The 17,186-nt window shown below is 75.0% G+C and carries 12 protein-coding genes; 9 read left to right on the top strand and 3 right to left on the bottom strand.

What is annotated here, in order from left to right:
• The first annotated feature begins 1 nt into the window (after position 1).
• Positions 2-1,990: a DUF4153 domain-containing protein gene (locus ACZ7LK_RS28470; protein WP_471144096.1), complete on the top strand. Its 1,989-nt coding sequence runs from the start codon at positions 2-4 to the stop codon at positions 1,988-1,990.
• A 73-nt stretch (positions 1,991-2,063) separates the two neighbouring features.
• Here the strand turns inward: ACZ7LK_RS28470 and ACZ7LK_RS28465 are convergent, their stop codons facing one another.
• A complete protein-coding gene (locus tag ACZ7LK_RS28465; protein ID WP_471144058.1) occupies positions 2,064-3,626 on the bottom strand; it encodes an MFS transporter in 1,563 nt (520 codons plus the stop codon).
• A gap of 147 nt (positions 3,627-3,773) precedes the next feature.
• Here ACZ7LK_RS28465 and ACZ7LK_RS28460 point away from each other — a divergent pair, with 147 nt between their 5' ends.
• The 3 genes from ACZ7LK_RS28460 to ACZ7LK_RS28450 all read left to right on the top strand — a co-directional run bounded on the left by ACZ7LK_RS28460 (position 3,774) and on the right by ACZ7LK_RS28450 (position 5,975).
• Positions 3,774-4,400 (top strand): TetR/AcrR family transcriptional regulator, encoded by a 627-nt coding sequence (locus ACZ7LK_RS28460; RefSeq protein ID WP_392276946.1) that lies wholly within the window; start codon positions 3,774-3,776, stop codon positions 4,398-4,400.
• An 87-nt stretch (positions 4,401-4,487) separates the two neighbouring features.
• The gene (locus ACZ7LK_RS28455) at positions 4,488-5,198 is read left to right on the top strand and encodes a ribonuclease HII (RefSeq protein ID WP_392276945.1); all 711 of its coding nucleotides are present in this window, start codon (positions 4,488-4,490) and stop codon (positions 5,196-5,198) included.
• A gap of 129 nt (positions 5,199-5,327) precedes the next feature.
• On the top strand, positions 5,328-5,975 hold the full coding sequence (locus ACZ7LK_RS28450; RefSeq protein ID WP_471144055.1) for a hypothetical protein: 648 nt from the start codon (positions 5,328-5,330) through the stop codon (positions 5,973-5,975).
• A 383-nt stretch (positions 5,976-6,358) separates the two neighbouring features.
• On the opposite strand, the gene ACZ7LK_RS28445 is transcribed toward ACZ7LK_RS28450, so the two are convergent.
• Both ACZ7LK_RS28445 and ACZ7LK_RS28440 read right to left on the bottom strand, forming a co-directional pair.
• Positions 6,359-6,988 (bottom strand): hypothetical protein, encoded by a 630-nt coding sequence (locus ACZ7LK_RS28445; protein WP_469463841.1) that lies wholly within the window; start codon positions 6,986-6,988, stop codon positions 6,359-6,361.
• A gap of 216 nt (positions 6,989-7,204) precedes the next feature.
• Positions 7,205-9,385 (bottom strand): RecQ family ATP-dependent DNA helicase, encoded by a 2,181-nt coding sequence (locus ACZ7LK_RS28440; protein WP_392276942.1) that lies wholly within the window; start codon positions 9,383-9,385, stop codon positions 7,205-7,207.
• 202 nt (positions 9,386-9,587) lie between these two features.
• On the opposite strand from ACZ7LK_RS28440, the gene ACZ7LK_RS28435 reads away from it, so the two are divergent.
• The 5 genes from ACZ7LK_RS28435 to ACZ7LK_RS28415 all read left to right on the top strand — a co-directional run bounded on the left by ACZ7LK_RS28435 (position 9,588) and on the right by ACZ7LK_RS28415 (position 17,049).
• Positions 9,588-10,949, top strand: coding sequence for a DUF4192 domain-containing protein (locus ACZ7LK_RS28435; protein WP_471144053.1), 1,362 nt, complete (start codon positions 9,588-9,590; stop codon positions 10,947-10,949).
• 115 nt (positions 10,950-11,064) lie between these two features.
• On the top strand, positions 11,065-13,104 hold the full coding sequence (locus ACZ7LK_RS28430; RefSeq protein WP_471144051.1) for a glycogen debranching N-terminal domain-containing protein: 2,040 nt from the start codon (positions 11,065-11,067) through the stop codon (positions 13,102-13,104).
• Between the two features lie 166 nt (positions 13,105-13,270).
• Positions 13,271-14,041, top strand: a complete 771-nt coding sequence (locus ACZ7LK_RS28425) for an NUDIX hydrolase (protein WP_392276939.1) — start codon at positions 13,271-13,273, stop codon at positions 14,039-14,041.
• 108 nt (positions 14,042-14,149) lie between these two features.
• A complete protein-coding gene (locus ACZ7LK_RS28420) occupies positions 14,150-15,979 on the top strand; it encodes an ABC transporter ATP-binding protein (RefSeq protein WP_471144049.1) in 1,830 nt (609 codons plus the stop codon).
• A 182-nt stretch (positions 15,980-16,161) separates the two neighbouring features.
• The gene (locus tag ACZ7LK_RS28415) at positions 16,162-17,049 is read left to right on the top strand and encodes a FadR/GntR family transcriptional regulator (protein ID WP_469463844.1); all 888 of its coding nucleotides are present in this window, start codon (positions 16,162-16,164) and stop codon (positions 17,047-17,049) included.
• Positions 17,050-17,186: the final 137 nt, after the last annotated feature.

The following is a 17,186-nucleotide window of genomic DNA, read 5'->3' as shown; positions in this document are numbered from 1 at the left end:
GCTGCCGGAGGACGCGCGGGGTCCGGCGCCCTCGGACGTCCCGGGAGCCCCGGAGGCCCCGGCAGCCGCAGAAGACCCAAAGGCCCCGACAGCCCCGAAGGTCTCCCCGGCCCCGGGTTCCGCGGACAAGGCTGCGGCTCAGGGCCCCCTCGACAAGGCCCCGGCCCCCGGCGCCGCTTCCCGTACGGCCACTCCGGGTGCCGGTCACGCGACCGCTGCGGGCCAGGGGCACGGGCAGAGCCAGGCACCGGGTCACGGGCATGGCCAGGCACAGCCACCGGCACCGGGTCACGGGCCCGGACACGGACACGGACCTGGATCCGGTCCCTGGCGGGGTCACGGGCACGCGCCGTCCCGCGCGGGCGCGGCACCCGGGTGGCCGGCGGCCGCACCGCCGGGGTACCGGCCGCCCCCACCGCAGGTTCCGCCTCTGCTGACGCGCATACGCCCGCGCCCGCCCGCGCCGATGACGGCACCGGCCCTGTGGTCGGCCCTGGCGACCGCCGTCCTGAGCGCACTCCTGCTCGGTGAGGGCATGGGCCTGAACCTGCTGATCGTCGCCGTACCGGCCGCCCTCGCCGCCTACTTCGCCGCCGCGGCGGCCGGCCGGCGGTTCCGCCCCTGGACCGTGGTCTGGGGCGTGGGCGGACTGGCCCTGCTGGCGGTGCCCGCGCTGCGGGACGCGGGCTGGCCCACCTTCCTCGCCGTCGTCGCCGCGCTGAACCTCGCGGCGCTCGCCCTGCACGGCGGCCGCACCTGGCGGGGCATCCTCTTCAGCCCCATCGGCCTCTTCCACTCCACCGGTCCGGGCCTGGTCTGGGCCTGGCACGGGCTGCGGGAGCGGGCGGGCGGCGCCCAGGGGCGGATGGGCCCGGTGCTGCGTACGACCGCGGTGGCGGTGGGCCTGCTGGTCGTGTTCGGCGCGCTCTTCGCGGGCGCCGACGCCGCCTTCGCCGACCTGCTCGGCTCCCTCATGCCGGACGTGTCCGTCACCGAGGGGCCCTGGCACACCATCCTGTTCGCGTTCGGCCTGGTGGGCGCGATCGCCGCCGCCCGTACGGCCGCCGCACCGCTGCGGTGGGACCGCCTCCACGTACCCCCGGGCCGCCCGCGCGCCCGCCTCGAATGGGCGCTGCCGCTCATCGTCCTCAACGTGCTCTTCGCGGTGTTCAACGCCGTCCAGCTCGCCGTCCTCTTCGGCGGGTACGAGAAGGTACTGAGCCAGACCGGCCTCACCTACGCCGAGTACGCGCGCCAGGGCTTCTGGCAGCTCCTGTGGGCCACCCTGCTCACGCTCGTCGTCATCGGCCTGGCCCTCCGCTGGGCGCCCCGGGACGGTGCCCGCGACCGCACCCTGGTCCGGTCGGTCCTCGGCACCCTGTGCGTGCTCACCCTGGTGGTGGTGGCCTCCGCGCTGCGGCGGATGGACCTGTACGTCGACGCGTACGGGCTCACCCGGCTGCGGGTCTCGGTGGCCGCCATGGAGCTGTGGCTCGGCGTCGTCCTCGTACTGATCATGGCGGCCGGCCTGCTCGGCGCCCGTCGGCTGCCGCTGCCGCGCGCCGTCGCCGCGAGCGCGGCGGCCGGTGTCCTCGCCTTCGGGCTGCTGTCACCGGACGGGCTCGTCGCCGAGCGGAACGTACAGCGCTACGAGAGGACCGGGAAGATCGACATCGGCTATCTGGACGGCCTGTCGGCCGATGCCGTGCCCGCTCTCGACCGGCTGCCCGAGCCGCTGCGGTCCTGTGCCCTGCGGCACATCGCACGGGACCTGGACGCCGACGAGACGCCCTGGTACGCGGTCAGCCGGGGCGAGGCACGCGCCCAGGACATCATCGACTCGCGCGGCGTCTCGGTCACCGGCTATGTCTGCGCACCGGGGCGCGACGAGGGCGACGACCCGTTCGGCGACTACTACTACGACGAGAACCACGGCTCGGACGACGACCACGGTTCCGAAGGGGAGCACGGTTCGGACGACGACCGCTAGGTCGTGTCCGCATCGTCTTGCCCGGCCGCCCGTCCTCCCCCTCGCCGCGGGGGAGGACGGACCGCCACCGCGGCTACACCCCGGGCCCCGCCGGCCCGGCCGCTTCCGCCGTGCCGTTGAGCGCCTCCAGGTCGCTCTTGCGGACCCGCACCACGACCAGCGCGGCGATCAGCGCCACCGCGACCATGCCCACGGCAGCCGTGAAGGCGCTGGAGATGCCGGCCGTCAGCACGTCGTGGCCCCAGGGCGCGGGCAGTTCGCGGGTCGCGGCGAACTGCTCCCGCTGCTGCGGGGTGGCCTGCGCCAGGAAGGCGGGCACCTGCTTCTCCGCCTCTTCCCGGCTCGCCGTGCCGAACACGGTGACCAGGATGGACAGGCCCAGGGAACCGCCCACCTGCTGGGTGGCGTTGAGCAGTCCGGAGGCGGCGCCCGCCTCGTGCTGTGCGACGCCCGAGACGGCCGTCAGCGTCAGCGTCACGAAGTTCAGCCCCATGCCGAAGCCGAACAGCACCATCGGACCGAGGACCCCGCCCACGTACGAGCTGTCCGGCGAGATGAGCGTCAGCCAGAAGAGGCCCACGCCCGTGATCGCCGAGCCCGTCACCATGAACGGCTTCGGCCCCAGGACCGGGAGCAGCCGCTGCGAGAGCCCCGCTCCCGTGATGATCGCGACCGTCACCGGCAGGAAGGCGAGCCCGGACTCGATGGGGCTGTAGGCCAGGACGTTCTGGACGAACAGAACGATGAAGAAGAACATCCCGAACATGGCGGCGGCCAGGCTCAGCATGATGAGGTACGTGCCGGAGCGGTTGCGGTCGGCGAACATCCGCAGCGGAGTGATCGGTTCGCGGGCCCGCGACTCGATGACCGCGAAGGCGGTCAGCAGGACGACGGCCGCCGCGAAGGACCCGATGGTGAGCGAGTCGCGCCAGCCCTCCTCGGAGGCGCGGATGAATCCGTACACCAGGGAGGCCATGCCGAGCGTCGACGTCAGGGCGCCCGCGACGTCGAACCGGCCCGGGTGCCGTTCCGACTCGTTGATGTAGAGCGGCGTCAGTACGGCGATGAGCACACCGATCGGTACGTTGACGAAGAGCACCCAGCGCCAGTCGAGCCACTCGGTGAGCATCCCGCCGGCCAGCAGGCCGATCGCGCCGCCTCCCGCCGAGACCGCGGCGAAGACCCCGAACGCCCGGTTCCGCTCGGGCCCTTCGGGGAACGTCGTGGTGATGAGGGCGAGGGAGGTCGGCGAGGCTATCGCCCCGCCCACGCCCTGGAGCGCGCGTGCGGCGAGCAACTGCCAGGGCTCCTGGGCGAACCCTCCCAGCAGGGAGGCGAAGGTGAAGACCAGGATCCCGGTCATGAAGACCCGGCGGCGCCCCAGGATGTCGCCCGCCCTGCCGCCGAGCAGCAGCAGACCGCCGAAGGTGAGGGTGTACGCGCTGAGCACCCACGAGAGGTCGGTGGTCGAGAAGGACAGCGCGTCCTGGATGTGGGGAAGCGCGATGTTCACGATCGTGGCGTCCAGCACGACCATCAACTGGCAGGCGGCGATGACGGTGAGGGCGACGCCGGGCCGCCCCTCCCGGCGGGCCGCGCCAGGCTTGGTCTGTGTTACGGGTGGAGAGGTTGTCACTATGGTTCCCCCATGAGCGAGTTAGTGAACGTGCCCGTTCACTGCTCGGCAACGGTAGTGAGTCCCCATCAGTGAACGCAACCGTTCACTGATCACTTCCGGAAGTCAACCGGGTTTCAACTGAGTTCCCCTGATGGAGAGTTGTTGATGGCTACTACGCCTTCGCCGGCCGCCGCCCGGCCGCGTCCGGTGTCCCTGCGGCGCCGGGGTGCCGTGCTGGAGCGGGCGATCCTCGACGCCGCGCTGGACCAGCTCAGCACGGTCGGCTGGAACGGGCTGACCATGGAGGGCGTCGCGGCCGGGGCTCGGACCGGCAAGGCCGCCGTCTACCGGCGCTGGCCCTCGAAGGAGGACCTGGTCGCGGACGCCCTCCGGGCCGGACTTCCGACGTTCGACGAGGCGGCCGATCTCGGCGGCATCCGTGCGGATCTCTCCGCCGTCTGCCTCCGGATGCGGGACGCGATGTACTCCAAGCCCGGCCAGGCGCTCCGTGCGGTCATTCACGAATGCGACACCGTGACCGCCCGGCGGTTCCAGGGGCTGATCGTGGACGGAGTGATCGAACCGTTCACCCGCCTCCTTCAGGAGGTCGTACGCCGCGGAATCGAGCGCGGTGACGTCCGGGCCGACGCGACCGACCGCATGGTCGGCGATGTGGTGCCCGCCCTGATGATGTACCGGTCAAAAATGTGCGCCAGCGAATGGACCGACGCCGATGTGGCGGAGATGATCGATCGGGTCATGATTCCGCTCCTGCGCCCCCCGGCCCGGTGAGCGGGAGTCGGCCGCCGGGTCGCCCGGCGGGCGGAACACAATCCGGGTATCGCGGGCGGCCCCGGGCGGCGTAACCTGTCTGGCGCCATGCCGTACGAACCACCCACCCACACCGTCGAGCGCTCGATCAGGGCGACCACCGGCGCCAAGATCATCGCCGGAGTCGACGAGGTCGGACGCGGGGCGTGGGCCGGTCCCGTCACGGTTTGTGCCGCTGTCACCGGACTGCGCCGGCCCCCGGCCGGACTGACCGACTCCAAGCTCATCAGCCCCAAGCGCCGTGCCGAACTGGCCGAGGAGCTCGAGAAGTGGGTCACCTCCCACGCCCTCGGGCACGCCTCCCCGGAGGAGATCGACGAGCTCGGGATGACCGCGGCACTGCGGCTCGCCGCCGTGCGCGCCCTGGACGCCCTTCCGGTGCGGCCCGACGCGGTGATCCTGGACGGCAAGCACGACTACCTGGGGGACCCCTGGCGGGTCCGTACGGTGATCAAGGGCGACCAGTCCTGTGTGGCGGTCGCCGCCGCCTCGGTGATCGCCAAGGTGCGGAGGGACGCGATGATGGCGGAGCTGGAGGCGGAGTCCGCCCAGTGCGCCGTCTTCGGGTTCGGGGACAACGCCGGGTACCCGTCGCCGGTGCACAAGGCGGCGCTCCGGGAATGGGGTCCCACGCCGTACCACCGGCTGAGCTGGGCCTACCTGGACGCGCTGCCCCGGTGGCGGCACCTCAAGAAGGTCCGCGTCTCCGCCGAGGCGGCCGCACTGGAAAGCGGGGGCCAACTCGGCTTCGACTTCTGAACGCCCGGCAGCGCCCAGCCCAACAGCAGGCCGCGTCCACGCGTCGCACGGATGAGACTTCCGTTCCGCGGCGCATGAATGCGCCACCCGCCGGTGCCACTCGCACCGGTGTTTGATAGACATCCAGTCATGCCTCTCACCCCCGAGGAGCCTCAGATTCACGAGAGTGCCCAGGGTCCCCGCGCCACTTCGGCCACCGGCCGCCCCGCGCCGACCCCCCGACTCGTACCCGGTCCGCGTTCCGCGGCCTCGCCGCGCCCCGGCCGTCCGGGCCCCGGCCCGGTCAGGCCCGCGCCCCCGGCGTCCCCGCGCCAGCACGCCGGCCCGGTGCAGCCCCCGACGCCCCGGCCGGAGAATCGTTCCGCGCCGCGGTCCCCGTCGTCCTCACAGCCGCAGGTCCAGCTGGTCCCCGCCCCCGCGGACGGCGCGCTCGACGCCGCCGAAGAGGCGGTCGACCTGCTGCTCGAGACCGGCCGGGCCCCGGGCGACATCCTGGTCCTGACCACCGGCGACCCGCACCCGTGGGCGACCCACGAGCTGTCCTTCGGCGACGCGTCCTACTGGGCACAGCACGACGCCCGCGACGACGTGTTCTTCGCCGACGCCGCTGCCGTGGAACGCGCCTCGGCCCGTCCCGTGGTCGTCGTCGCGGTCAACGGCGGCGATGACGACGCGGCCGCCCGGGCCCTCCCGGCGGCGATGACCCGGGCGAGCGCCCTGCTGATCGTGTGCGGTGACCCGCAGCGCATCAACTCCGTGCTCGGCGCGGGCGTCTGACCCGTACGCACGGCCACCCCTGGCACCGCGTCCCGCCCGGGACGCCGGTGCCGGGCCCCCGGGCCCACCGCGGCCCGTCGCACGGCACCGTGCCGTCCCCGCTCCACGGCGGACCGGCCCGCGGAGCCGGGCCACGGCCCTGACCACGGCCCTGACCACGGCCCTGACCACGGCCGGGGCCACGCGGCGCGGCCTTACGGGACCGAGTGCTGTGACCGTGCCCCCGCGCCCGCCACGAGCGGGTGACCGCGACGGGGCGCCCGCGACGAGCGGGCGACCATGACGGGCGGGCGCCCATGAGGGGCGGGCGGCGACGGCCGGTGACCGGGATGCGGGCCGCCGGTGGAACGGCGGCAAGGGTGCCGGTCACGACAGGGGACCGGTCAGCGGGCCGCCGTGCGGCGCAACGGCTCCGCCGCGCCGCTCGCGGTGCGCGGAGCCGGAAGTATCTCGTCGGCGGAGGCGTCCGCGAGGTTGCCGGGCGGAGAGGCCGAGTGCGGGCTCCGCCCGCCACGGCCCTCGCCCAGCACCTGCCAGCCGCCGCGGGTCAGCGTGATGTACGCCCCGCAACGGAGCCCGTGCAGCGTGCAGGCGTCCCGCAGCCCCCACATCCAGGCGCCGTCCTCCTCCGTCCACCGCTCGTCGCCGTCCCGGCAGTAGAGCAGGACGGCGGTACGCGCCGGGGTGCGCCGCCGCAGGTCGTGCGGGATGACCCTGCGGAGGTGCGCCAGCAGGGAGTTGCGGAACTCCCACCCGTCCGCCGGCACGGCACGGCGGGTGAACGAGGCGCTCGCGGCCAGCCGCTCCTCATGGTCGAGGACGGCCACGACCGCGGTGCTGGGCGTCGGGCGATGGCGGGCGTGCAGGCCGCTGACGACCTCGCGCGGGTTGCGCAGCAGCGGGATGCCGGCCGCCGCCCACTCGGCGGGTTCGAGTATCCGGGCGAGGCGGCTGGCGGAGTCGGCGGGCGTGCTGATCGAGGTGGCTGCGGACGGAGCGAATCCGAAGGTCACGGTCCTCCCTTCGCATACGCGCCCACAGAGCGGGCAGGGTCGAGTGAGGGACGCACCGGCACAGCCCTTCTGGACCGCGAACGGGCCGTGCGGGGAGCGGATTCCAATTCTTGCTGGCGGAACGGGCAAGCGGCAACGAGCAATTGAGGCTGCTGACTGGAATGTTCTGGTATGGCACTCATATCCTTCCCCATCGGCCCGGAATGACGCGTCCCCTCACCCCTGGACGGCGAGGACCAGCGGAAACGCGCCCGCCGCCCCGGCCCTTCGCAGCAGCCGGGCCGCCACCGCCAGCGTCCAGCCGCTGTCCGAGAGGTCGTCCACCAGGAGCACGGGCCCGCCCGCCGCGGCCAGCTCCTCCGCCAGCGCGGGGGGAACCTCCAGCGCCCGGTGCAGCCCCAGCACCCGCTGCGCGCTGTTGGTCCGCGAGATCCTGACGTCCGCCGCCTCGGGCACGTACTCGACCGCGCCGAGCAGCGGCATCCTGCCCACCTCGGCGATCCGCCGGCCCAGCGAACCCACCAGCCGCGGCCTGCTGTGCGAGGCGACCGTGACCACGCCCACCGGGCGGGGCGGGGCGTCCGCCGCTCCGGACGCCCAGCCACCCGGGCCCTTCGCCCAGTCGGCCAGCACGCGCACCACGGCGTCCACCACGTCGTCCGGCACCGGACCGTCCGGCGCACCGGGCGCCAGCATCGGACGCAGCCGGTTGCCCCACCCGATGTCCGACAGCCGCCCGAGCGCACGCCCCGGGAAGCACAGCTCCCCCGCGGGGATACGGCCCTTGAGATCGACCCCGGCCGCCGGCAGCCCGGTCGGCCACATCTTGCGCGGCTCGACCTCCACCCCGGGCCGCCCCAGCTCACCGCGCGCGGCGTCCAGCGCGGCCGCCGACACCTTCGCGTCGAACCGGGGCCCCGAGCAGTTGTCGCACCGCCCGCACGGGGCCGCTTCCTCGTCGTCCAGCTGCCGCCGCAGGAACTCCATCCGGCACCCGGTCGCGGACGCGTACTCACGCATGGCCCGCTGCTCCGCCTCCCGCTGCCGGGCCACCCAGGCGTACCGCTCCGCGTCGTACACCCACGGCTGCCCCGTGGCGGTCCAGCCGCCCTTCACCCGGCGTACCGCGCCGTCCACGTCGAGGACCTTGAGCATCGTCTCCAGACGGGTGCGGCGCAGCTCCACCAGCGGCTCCAGGGCCGGCAGGGACAGCGGCCGGTCCGCGTGCGCCAGCACGTCGATGGTGCGCCGCACCTGCTCCTCGGGCGGGAAGGCGACCGACGCGAAGTACTGCCAGATCGCCTCGTCCTCCTTGCCGGGCAGCAGCAGCACCTCCGCGTGCTCCACCCCTCGGCCCGCCCGTCCCACCTGCTGGTAGTACGCGATGGGGGAGGACGGCGAACCCAGATGCACCACGAACCCGAGGTCCGGCTTGTCGAACCCCATGCCCAGCGCGGACGTGGCCACCAGGGCCTTCACCCGGTTCGCCAGCAGGTCCTCCTCGGCCTGCTGGCGGTCCGCGTTCTCCGTGCGGCCGGTGTAGGAGGCCACCGTGTGGCCGCACTGGCGCAGGTGGGCGGTCACCTCCTCGGCGGCGGCGACCGTGAGCGTGTAGATGATCCCCGAGCCGGGCAGCTCCCCGAGGTGGTCGGCCAGCCAGGCCAGGCGGTGCGCCGCGTCCGGCAGCCGGAGCACACCGAGGCTGAGGCTCTCCCGGTCCAGCGGGCCGCGCAGCACCAGCGCGTCCGTGCCCGCCCCCGTGCCGAGCTGTTCGGCGACGTCCGCCGTCACCCGCGCGTTGGCCGTCGCGGTGGTGGCCAGCACCGGGACGCCGGACGGCAGCTCGGCGAGCATGGTGCGCAGCCGCCGGTAGTCCGGCCGGAAGTCATGGCCCCAGTCGGAGATGCAGTGCGCCTCGTCGACCACCAGCAGGCCGGTGGCGGCCGCCAGCCGGGGCAGTACCTGGTCACGGAAGTCCGGGTTGTTGAGCCGCTCGGGGCTGACCAGCAGCACGTCCACCGCGCCCGCGGCCACCTCCTGCTGGATCGTCTCCCACTCCTCGGGGTTGGCCGAATTGATCGTCCGGGCCCGGATACCGGCCCGAGCCGCCGCCTCGACCTGGTTGCGCATCAGCGCGAGCAGCGGCGAGACGATCACGGTCGGGCCGCTGCCCCGCTCCCGCAGCAGTGACGTCGCCACGAAGTACACGGCCGACTTGCCCCAACCGGTGCGCTGCACGACCAGCGCCCGCCGCTTGTCGGCGACGAGCGCCTCGATCGCCCGCCACTGGTCCTCCCGCAGCCTGGCCGTACCGCTCTCGTCCCCGACGAGACGGGCGAGCACGGCGTCGGCGGCTGCGCGGAGGGTGCTGGGTCCTGCGTTGCTCGTCTGCTCCATGCCCCCATGCAACAGCACGGGTCCGACAACGGGCGAACCGACGGCCGAGCGGCGGTACGGATACGTCGCGCCGCGCGCGTCTACCACTCGCGGGCCGGCGGCGCCAGCCGGCCACCAGGCCTGTGGACAGGGGCGATCCGCGCCGGCCGGCGGTTTTCCACAGGGGTCGACGGCCGTGGCCGATCGCGGGACCGTCGTGACCATGAACAAGCACCGCGACACCACCGGACCCGCCGACGACCAGCAGCAGATCACCCTGCGCGGCCCCGCCGAACTGGCCGACGCGCTGCCGTACATGATGGGGTACCACCCGACCGACTCGATCGTGATGGTCGCCCTGCACGGCGACCGCGGCCGCTTCGGCGGCCGGCTCAGGCTCGGCATCCCGGGCTCGCCCCGCGAATGGTCACCGGTCGCCGAGCAGCTCGCCGAATGCCTCGTCGAGGGCTGCGAGCGGCGCGGCTCCCGCCCCGACGGCATCGTGGTCTTCCTCTGCCAGGACCCCGCCGAGGGCGAGACCGGCCGCCGCGTCATGGAACGGCTCCGGCCGCTCGCCCAGCGGCTGCGCACCGCCTGCGGCACCCTCGACGTGCCGGTGTACGAGGCGCTCTGCATCTCCGACGGCCGCTTCTGGTCCTACTGCTGCCCCGACACCCGCTGCTGCCCGCCCGAGGGCAACCCCCTGGCCCTGCCCGGTACGTCGGTGATGGCGGCCGCCGCCGCGTACGCCGGCATCCAGGTGCGCGGGTCCTTGCGCGACATGGAGCAGCGGCTGCGCCCGTGGCCCGATGGGACGGCGTCCTCGGCCGGGCAGGTGCGGGCGCTCGACTCCGCCGGCGCCGCCCTGGTGCCCCGGATCCTGGACGCGGTGGGCCGTGACGGCGTGCGCGCGGAGACGATCCGGCTCGCGGAGACGCTGGTGGAGCGCCTCGCCGGCAGCCCCCGGATCATGGACCCGGCGAAGGCCGACGCCCAGGACGACGCGCTGATCGGCGACGACGAGGCGGCCGCGGTCGTCCTGGGCCTCCAGGACCGGGAGACCCGGGACCGGGCGGCGGAGTGGATGGAGGGCGACCGGGCGGCCCCCGCCCTGCGGCTCTGGCGCGCCCTGGCCCGCCGTTGCGTCGGCGCCTACGTCGAGCACTCCGCGGCGCCGCTGACGCTCGCCGGCTGGGTCGCCTGGTCCACCGGCGACGAGCCCGCCGCCCGGGTGGCGCTGGGACTCGCGCTGGACGCCGACCCGGAGTACGTCTTCGCCAGGCTGCTCCACCAGGCCTGCAACGAGGGCCTCGACCCGGAGTCGCTGCGCCGGTGCCTCCGCCGGGAGCGCGACGCGCGGGCAGCGGCCGGGGCGCGGGCCGCGTCCGGGCTGCGGGCGCGGTTCGGCGTCCGGGCGGGGACGCCCGGAGCGGGCCGCCGCACCAGGCGCCGCCCGCGGTCCTCCGCCGGGAAGGACACGGGGCCTGGGTCCCCCGGCACGGCCCGGTCCGAGGGGCCCGCGGCCCGCCTCCGCCGCGGTGCGGCCCGCCCCGGCGGAGGGCGCCGGAGCAGGAGCGGGGAATGACGGGCGTGACCCGGGGCCGGGTGGCGCCGTTCCCCTCAGTGGCGGCGTCGTCCGACCCGTGCCGTCGTACCTCCAGCGGCTGTCCGGAGCGCACAGAAGGCTCAGCACATCCACCATGGACCTCACCGTCCCCTCCCGTAGCCCCCTTCCGCCGTTCCGGCAGCCACCGGCCGCCGGCCCGGCGGCCCCGGCCCCCGGTCGCCCGGCGGACCTGCCGCCGGTGCACGACGCCCTCGTCTGCGTCGCCCTGCCCGCCTTCGCCGTCTCGGCACGGCAGGGGCAGCTCACCGGCCAGGGACTCGAGGGCGTCTACCACTCCGGCCGCCGGGTCCTCTCCCGCTGCCGGCTCCGCGTGGCCGGCCGCGACCCGGTCGCCGTGCAGGGCAGGCTCGAGTCCGCCGGCCGGGCGCGGTTCACCTCGGTCGTGCGTACCTCCGCCGACCCCGGACCCGATCCGGGCGTCGCCGTGGAGCGGGTCCGGGAGGCGGACGGCAGCGAGCGCATCACCTTCCGCAGCTTCGTGGGCCGCTCCCTCCGGCTTCCCGTCGAACTCGTCCTGGGCACCGACCTCGCCGACCTGGGCGCCGTCGCGTCCGGGAGGCCCTGCCCCGAACTGCGGGCCACGGTCCATGACGCGGGCCTCCGGTGGTCGGCACCCGACGGCGGCCGTGCGACCGTCACGGCGGACCCGCCGCCCAAGGACACCCTGGCCGCCACCGGACTGCTGCGCTGGGAGCTGGACCTCCACCCCGGCGTCCCCCGCACCATCGCCATCGACGTACGGGCCCGCTTCCCGCACGCCGCACGGCCCGTCGGCAGGCCGGGTTCCCTCGGCGTCCCCGACGCCCGCGCCGAGGGCGACGACCCGCGCGTCGCGCGGTTCCTCCGCACCGGCCTGGCCGATCTGCGGGCGCTCCTCGTGCGGGACCCGCAGCATCCGGCCGGCCTGCACGTGGCGGCGGGTGTGCCGTGGCGCTGCGGTCCGGCACCCGCCGAGGCCCTGTGGGCCGCCCGCATGGCCCTTCCGCTCGGCACCCGGCTCGCCGCCGCCACGCTCCGCACCCTGGCCCGTACGCAGCTCACCGGCCCGGTCCCCGGCGCCGGCCGCATCCCCGGACCGCTGCGCGACACCGGCCCCCACCTGCCGCCCAGCTGCACCGGCACGGAAGCGACCCTCGCCTTCCCCGCCCTGCTGGCCGAAGCCCGGCGCTGGGGCCTGCCGGACCAGGACCTCGCGGAGCTGCTGCCCGCCGCCGAGCGCTGTCTGCACTGGCTGCGTGCCGCCGCCGACGACAGCTGTCTGCTGCGCGAGCCCGGCCCCTCCGGCCTCCGCCGCGCCGAGACGCAGGCCCACGCCCATCGGGCCGCCCTGCTCGGCGCGGACCTTCTGGAGGCGTGCGGCCGTCCCGGCGCGGACGACTGGCGCGACCGGGCCCACGCCATGCGCCACCGCTTCCGCGAGGAGTTCTGGCTCGACGACCCGGGCGGGGGACGCCCCGTCGCCGCGCTCACCCCCGCCGGCCGGCCGCTGCCGCACCTGGGCGGCGGTGCCGCGCACCTGCTCGACACCGGTCTCCTGGGCGGCGGGCGGATGGCCGAGGGGCTGCTCGACAAGGTGCAGACCGAGCAGCTGGCGCGCCTGCTGGGAAGCCCGGCCATGGACAGCGGCTGGGGCCTCCGCAGCCTCGGCGCCAAGGAGCCGGCTCACAACCCCTTCGGACACCGCTCCGGCGCGGTCCGGGTCCACGAGACGGCCGTCGCGGTCACGGGCCTGGCCGCCGCCGGGTACGAAAAGGAGGCCACCTCCCTGCTGCGCGGCCTCCTGGACGCGGCCGAGGCCTTCTCCTACCGGCTGCCCGAGATGTACGCGGGGGACCAGCGCACCACCGGCAGTGCGCCCGTCCCCCACCCGGCGGCCTGCCGTCCCGCCGCCGTGGCGTCGGCCGCCGTCGTCCACCTGCTCACCGCCGTGGCCGGGATCCGCCCGGACGTGCCGGCGGGCACGGTCGCCCTGCACCCCATGCGCGGAGCCCCGCTCGGGGAGGTCCGGCTGTCCGGGCTGTGCGTGGCGGGGGAGCCGTTCGCCGTGCGGCTCAGCAGGCTGGGGCTGGGCATGGTCGAGGAGGCCGCCCCCGGCCTCCAGCTCGGCGTATGACCCGGTGCCCCCCGGCGTGCCGCGCACGGCGCACGGGGTACGGACCGTCGCGGGGGAGCACCCGCCCGTGGACGCGGGGCGACGCGGGCTGGGGACGGGGGAAGAGGTGACCGTCGAGAAGGCCGGAGGACGTGTTTATCGTCAGGAAGACGACTATGATCGCCGCATGTCGCCCTACGACCCCTCGGCCTTCCCGCCCTTCGCCGTGACCGTCGACCTGGTGGTGCTCACCGTGCGCCGCCACGCGCTGTGCGCACTGGTCGTCCGCCGGGGAGAGCCGCCTTTCCAGGGGCGCTGGGCACTGCCGGGCGGGTTCGTGCGGCCCGACGAGGACCTCGGCGCGGCAGCGGCACGCGAGCTGGTCGAGGAGACGGGCCTGTGCGCCCACGATCCGGGCACCCCGCTCCCCGAAGCCGGCAACGGCGCCCACCTCGAACAGCTCGCCACCTACGGCGACCCCCGGCGGGACCCGCGCATGCGCGTGGTCAGCGTCGCCCACCTCGTGCTCGCCCCCGACCTTCCGGCGCCCCGGGCCGGCGGGGACGCCAACAGCGCGCGCTGGGCCCCGGTCGACGAGCTGCTCGACCAGGAGGGCGGTGCCGGGCGGGAGGACGAGCAGCCCGCCCCGCTCGCCTTCGACCACGCGCGCATCCTGGCCGACGGGGTGGAGCGCGCCCGTTCGAAGATCGAATACTCGTCGCTGGCCACGGCTTTCTGTCCGCCGGAGTTCACCGTCGGCGAGCTGCGCCGGGTCTACGAGGCGGTGTGGGGGGTCGCGCTCGACCCGCGCAACTTCCACCGGAAGGTGACGGGTACGCCGGGCTTCCTGGTCCCCTCGGGCGGCACCACGACGCGTCAGGGCGGCCGTCCCGCCCAGTTGTTCAGGGCGGGAGGAGCGACGCTGCTCAACCCGCCGATGCTGCGCCCGGAGGTCTGACACCTCGGGCGCCCGCCCCAACCCTGCGCCAAAAGTCCCATATGTCGCGTTATCTTGCTGCGGTACCCGCCCTGCCGCCGAGCGGTTTCCTCTACCGCGGGAGAAGCGATGCTCCAGGCAATCGGACTGACCAGCACCCCCCGCCGAGACCGTCCGCCCGCCGTGGACGATCTGACCTTCGAAGCCCGCCCCGGCGGTGTCACCGCCCTGCTCGGCGCCACCGGCGCGGGCAAGACCACCGCCCTGCGCATGATGCTCGAACTCGAACCGGGCCGCGGGGTCACCTACTTCCGCGGCCGCCCCCTCCACCGCATCGCCCACCCCGCCCGCGAGGTCGGCGTCCTCCTCGGCGACGTACCCGGCCACCCCGCCCGCACCTGCCGGGGCCAGCTGCGCATGCTCTGCGCGGCCGCCGGAGTACCCGCCTCCCGCGCCGACGACATGCTCGACATCGTCGGCCTCGCCGGCCTGGCGCACCAGCGGCTCGGCACGCTCTCCTTGGGCATGGAGCGCCGACTCGGCCTCGCCGCCTCCCTGTTGGGCGACCCGCACACGCTGCTCCTCGACGAGCCGGCCGCCGGACTGTCCCCGCGCGAGAGCGGCTGGCTGTTCGGCCTGCTCCGCGCCCACGCCGCCCACGGCGGCACCGTGCTCTACACCACCGGCGACCCCAAGGAGGCCGCCCGCACGGCGGACCACGTCGTCACCATCGACGAAGGGCGGCTGGTCGCCGACCAGGACGTGACCGCCTTCGCCCGCACCCGGCTGCGCCCGCGTGTGGCGGTCCGCACCCCGCACGCCGCCCGGCTCGCCGCCGTCGTCGGCCGCGAGGCACGCGCCGCGCAGCGTTCCGTCGAAGTGGTCGCCGAGGAAGGCAACCGGCTCTGCGTGTACGGCAGCGACTGCGCGGAGATCGGCGAGACCGCCTTCCGGCACGGCGTCCTCCTCCACCAACTCGCGGACGAGACCGGCGACACCGGACCGGCGCCCGCCGCGGGCACCGCCTCGGGCACCGCCTCAGGTACCACCGCGGGCACCGCCTCGGGCGCCGCCTCAGGTACCACCGCGGACAGCGCCTCGGGTACCGCCCCCGTACCGCCGCCGGCCTCCCGCCCGGCCGCCGGGAGCCCGCACCCCCTGCCGCCCCCGCTCGTCCCCAGGCCCGTCCGCAGCCCGCTCCGCCCCCTCCGGTACGAACTGCGCCGGCTGACGGGCGTGCCCGTCACCCCGCTGGTCGTCGCCGCCGTCCTCGTCGGCTCCGCCGTCCTCGCCGCGTTCCTCGCCCGCACCGGCGCCGCCCCGCTGCCCGCCGCCCTGGCCGCCTGGCCCGGCCTCCTCCCGCTCCCGCCCGCCGCCCTCGGCGCCGGACTGCTGGGCGCCCTGTCGTTCGGCGAGGAGTACCGCCACCCCGTCCTGGCCTCCGGCCGCGGCACCGTCCCGCGCCGCCTCGGCCTGCTCCTCGCCAAGCTCGCCGTCACCTCCGCCACCGCCCTGCTGCTCGCCCTGCTCGTCGCGGCCGTCGACTTCGGGGTGCTCCGGCTCCTGTACGGCGCCGGCGCCATCCCCGTGCCGGAGAACTGGCCGGGCCTCTGCGTCGGCTGGGCCGGGCTCTCGGCGGGCTGCGCCTGGGCCGGGCTCCTGGCGGCCGGGGTCTTCCGGGCGACCGCGGCGGGCGTCGCCGCCGTCCTCGCCGTACCGGTGGTCGTCGCCCCCCTCGTGCAGAAGGCGCTGGTGGGCCCGTCGGTGCGCTCGATCGCCGGACTTCCGGGCCGGTTGAGGGAACTGGCCTGGGGACAGTGGCCGTACGAGACCGACCGCTGGCTGCTGGCCGCGGCGAGGGTGGTCGCCCAACCCGTCGGCACCGCCCTGGTGTTGTCCGTGACGGCTCTCACGTGCGCTTATCTGTTCACCGGGTTGCGCCGCCGGGCCCGTTGGTAGCCCCTTGAGGAGCCGATGGTGACCGAGCGGTGACCATAGCGCTGCAAACGGTCACAACTCCCTTGGAAATTGCCCGGTTCCTTCCGATAAGGCGTCAATTACCGAGCGAGCGCCGATCACCCTTTCGTGTGCTTTTCACCAAAGACCTCAAGGGCGGTGGAACGCGCGCCGACAAAGGATGCGTGAGTACCCTTGCGCACACCATGATGACCGCCGCCCGCCCCATGGAGACCGGCCTCTCGGCTCCGGGCGGACTGGACCGCTACCCCTACGCGGAGGCTTCCGTCGCCGACCGCGTCGGGCCCCCCTCCTGGGAGGGCGCCGACACGGAGCTGGGCCGGGTGGGCCGGCGGTCGGCCGGCAGTCGCGGCCGCGGCCTGCACGGCCAACTCGTCCAGCAGCTCGGCCAGATGATCGTCTCCGGCGACCTGGGCGCCGACCGGCCGCTCGTCCCCGAGGAGATCGGTCAGCGCTTCGAGGTCTCCCGCACCGTCGTGCGCGAGTCCCTCCGCGTCCTCGAGGCCAAGGGCCTGGTCAGCGCCCGCCCGAACGTCGGCACCCGGGTCCGCCCGGTCAGCGACTGGAACCTGCTCGACCCGGACATCATCGAATGGCGGGCCTTCGGGCCGCAGCGCGAGGACCAGCGCCGCGAGCTCGGCGAGCTGCGCTGGACGATCGAGCCGCTGGCGGCGCGCCTCGCCGCGGGGCACGGCCGCGAGGACGTCCAGCAGCGGCTCGGCGACATGGTCGAGATCATGGGCCATGCCTTCGCGCAGGGTGACGTGATCACGTTCTCCCGCGCCGACGCCGAGTTCCACAGCCTGCTGATCCAGCTCGCCGGCAACCGGATGCTGGAGCACCTCTCCGGCATCGTCTCCGCCGCCCTCCAGGTCTCCGGCTCCCCCACGACCGGCTGTGACCGCCCCAGCGAGCCCTGCCTCGCCCACCACGCGCGCATCGTCGACGCCCTGGCCGCCGGCGACGGTCCGGCCGCCGAGGCGGCCATGCGCCAACTGCTGATGGTCCACCCGGAGGTGGAGCGGGTCGTTCCCGCGCCGCGCGAGCACTGACCGTCCACAGCGCGTCGAACCTCGCGCACGTGGCGTACATCGCCGGGCCCCAGGCACTGTCCGGGGGGCCCGGCGCGCCCGGACCGTGCGCGACGGCGTACGTCGTAATCCCCCGTGCCGGCCCCCGCCGGCCCACG

This window comes from Streptomyces sp. NPDC039423 (assembly GCF_055598725.1).
The sequence above is the reverse complement of the archived record's forward strand: the minus strand, read 5'-3'. Positions and strand labels throughout refer to the sequence as shown.

Excerpts from the sequence above, each read along its gene's own strand:
- ACZ7LK_RS28425 (WP_392276939.1), top strand. The coding sequence starts at position 13,271 with ATGTCGCCCTACGACCCCTCGGCCTTCCCGCCCTTCGCCGTGACCGTC.
- ACZ7LK_RS28420 (WP_471144049.1), top strand. The coding sequence starts at position 14,150 with ATGCTCCAGGCAATCGGACTGACCAGCACCCCCCGCCGAGACCGTCCG.
- ACZ7LK_RS28435 (WP_471144053.1), top strand. The coding sequence starts at position 9,588 with ATGAACAAGCACCGCGACACCACCGGACCCGCCGACGACCAGCAGCAG.
- ACZ7LK_RS28455 (WP_392276945.1), top strand. The coding sequence starts at position 4,488 with ATGCCGTACGAACCACCCACCCACACCGTCGAGCGCTCGATCAGGGCG.
- ACZ7LK_RS28460 (WP_392276946.1), top strand. The coding sequence starts at position 3,774 with ATGGCTACTACGCCTTCGCCGGCCGCCGCCCGGCCGCGTCCGGTGTCC.
- ACZ7LK_RS28430 (WP_471144051.1), top strand. The coding sequence starts at position 11,065 with ATGGACCTCACCGTCCCCTCCCGTAGCCCCCTTCCGCCGTTCCGGCAG.
- ACZ7LK_RS28450 (WP_471144055.1), top strand. The coding sequence starts at position 5,328 with ATGCCTCTCACCCCCGAGGAGCCTCAGATTCACGAGAGTGCCCAGGGT.
- ACZ7LK_RS28440 (WP_392276942.1), bottom strand. The coding sequence starts at position 9,385 with ATGGAGCAGACGAGCAACGCAGGACCCAGCACCCTCCGCGCAGCCGCC.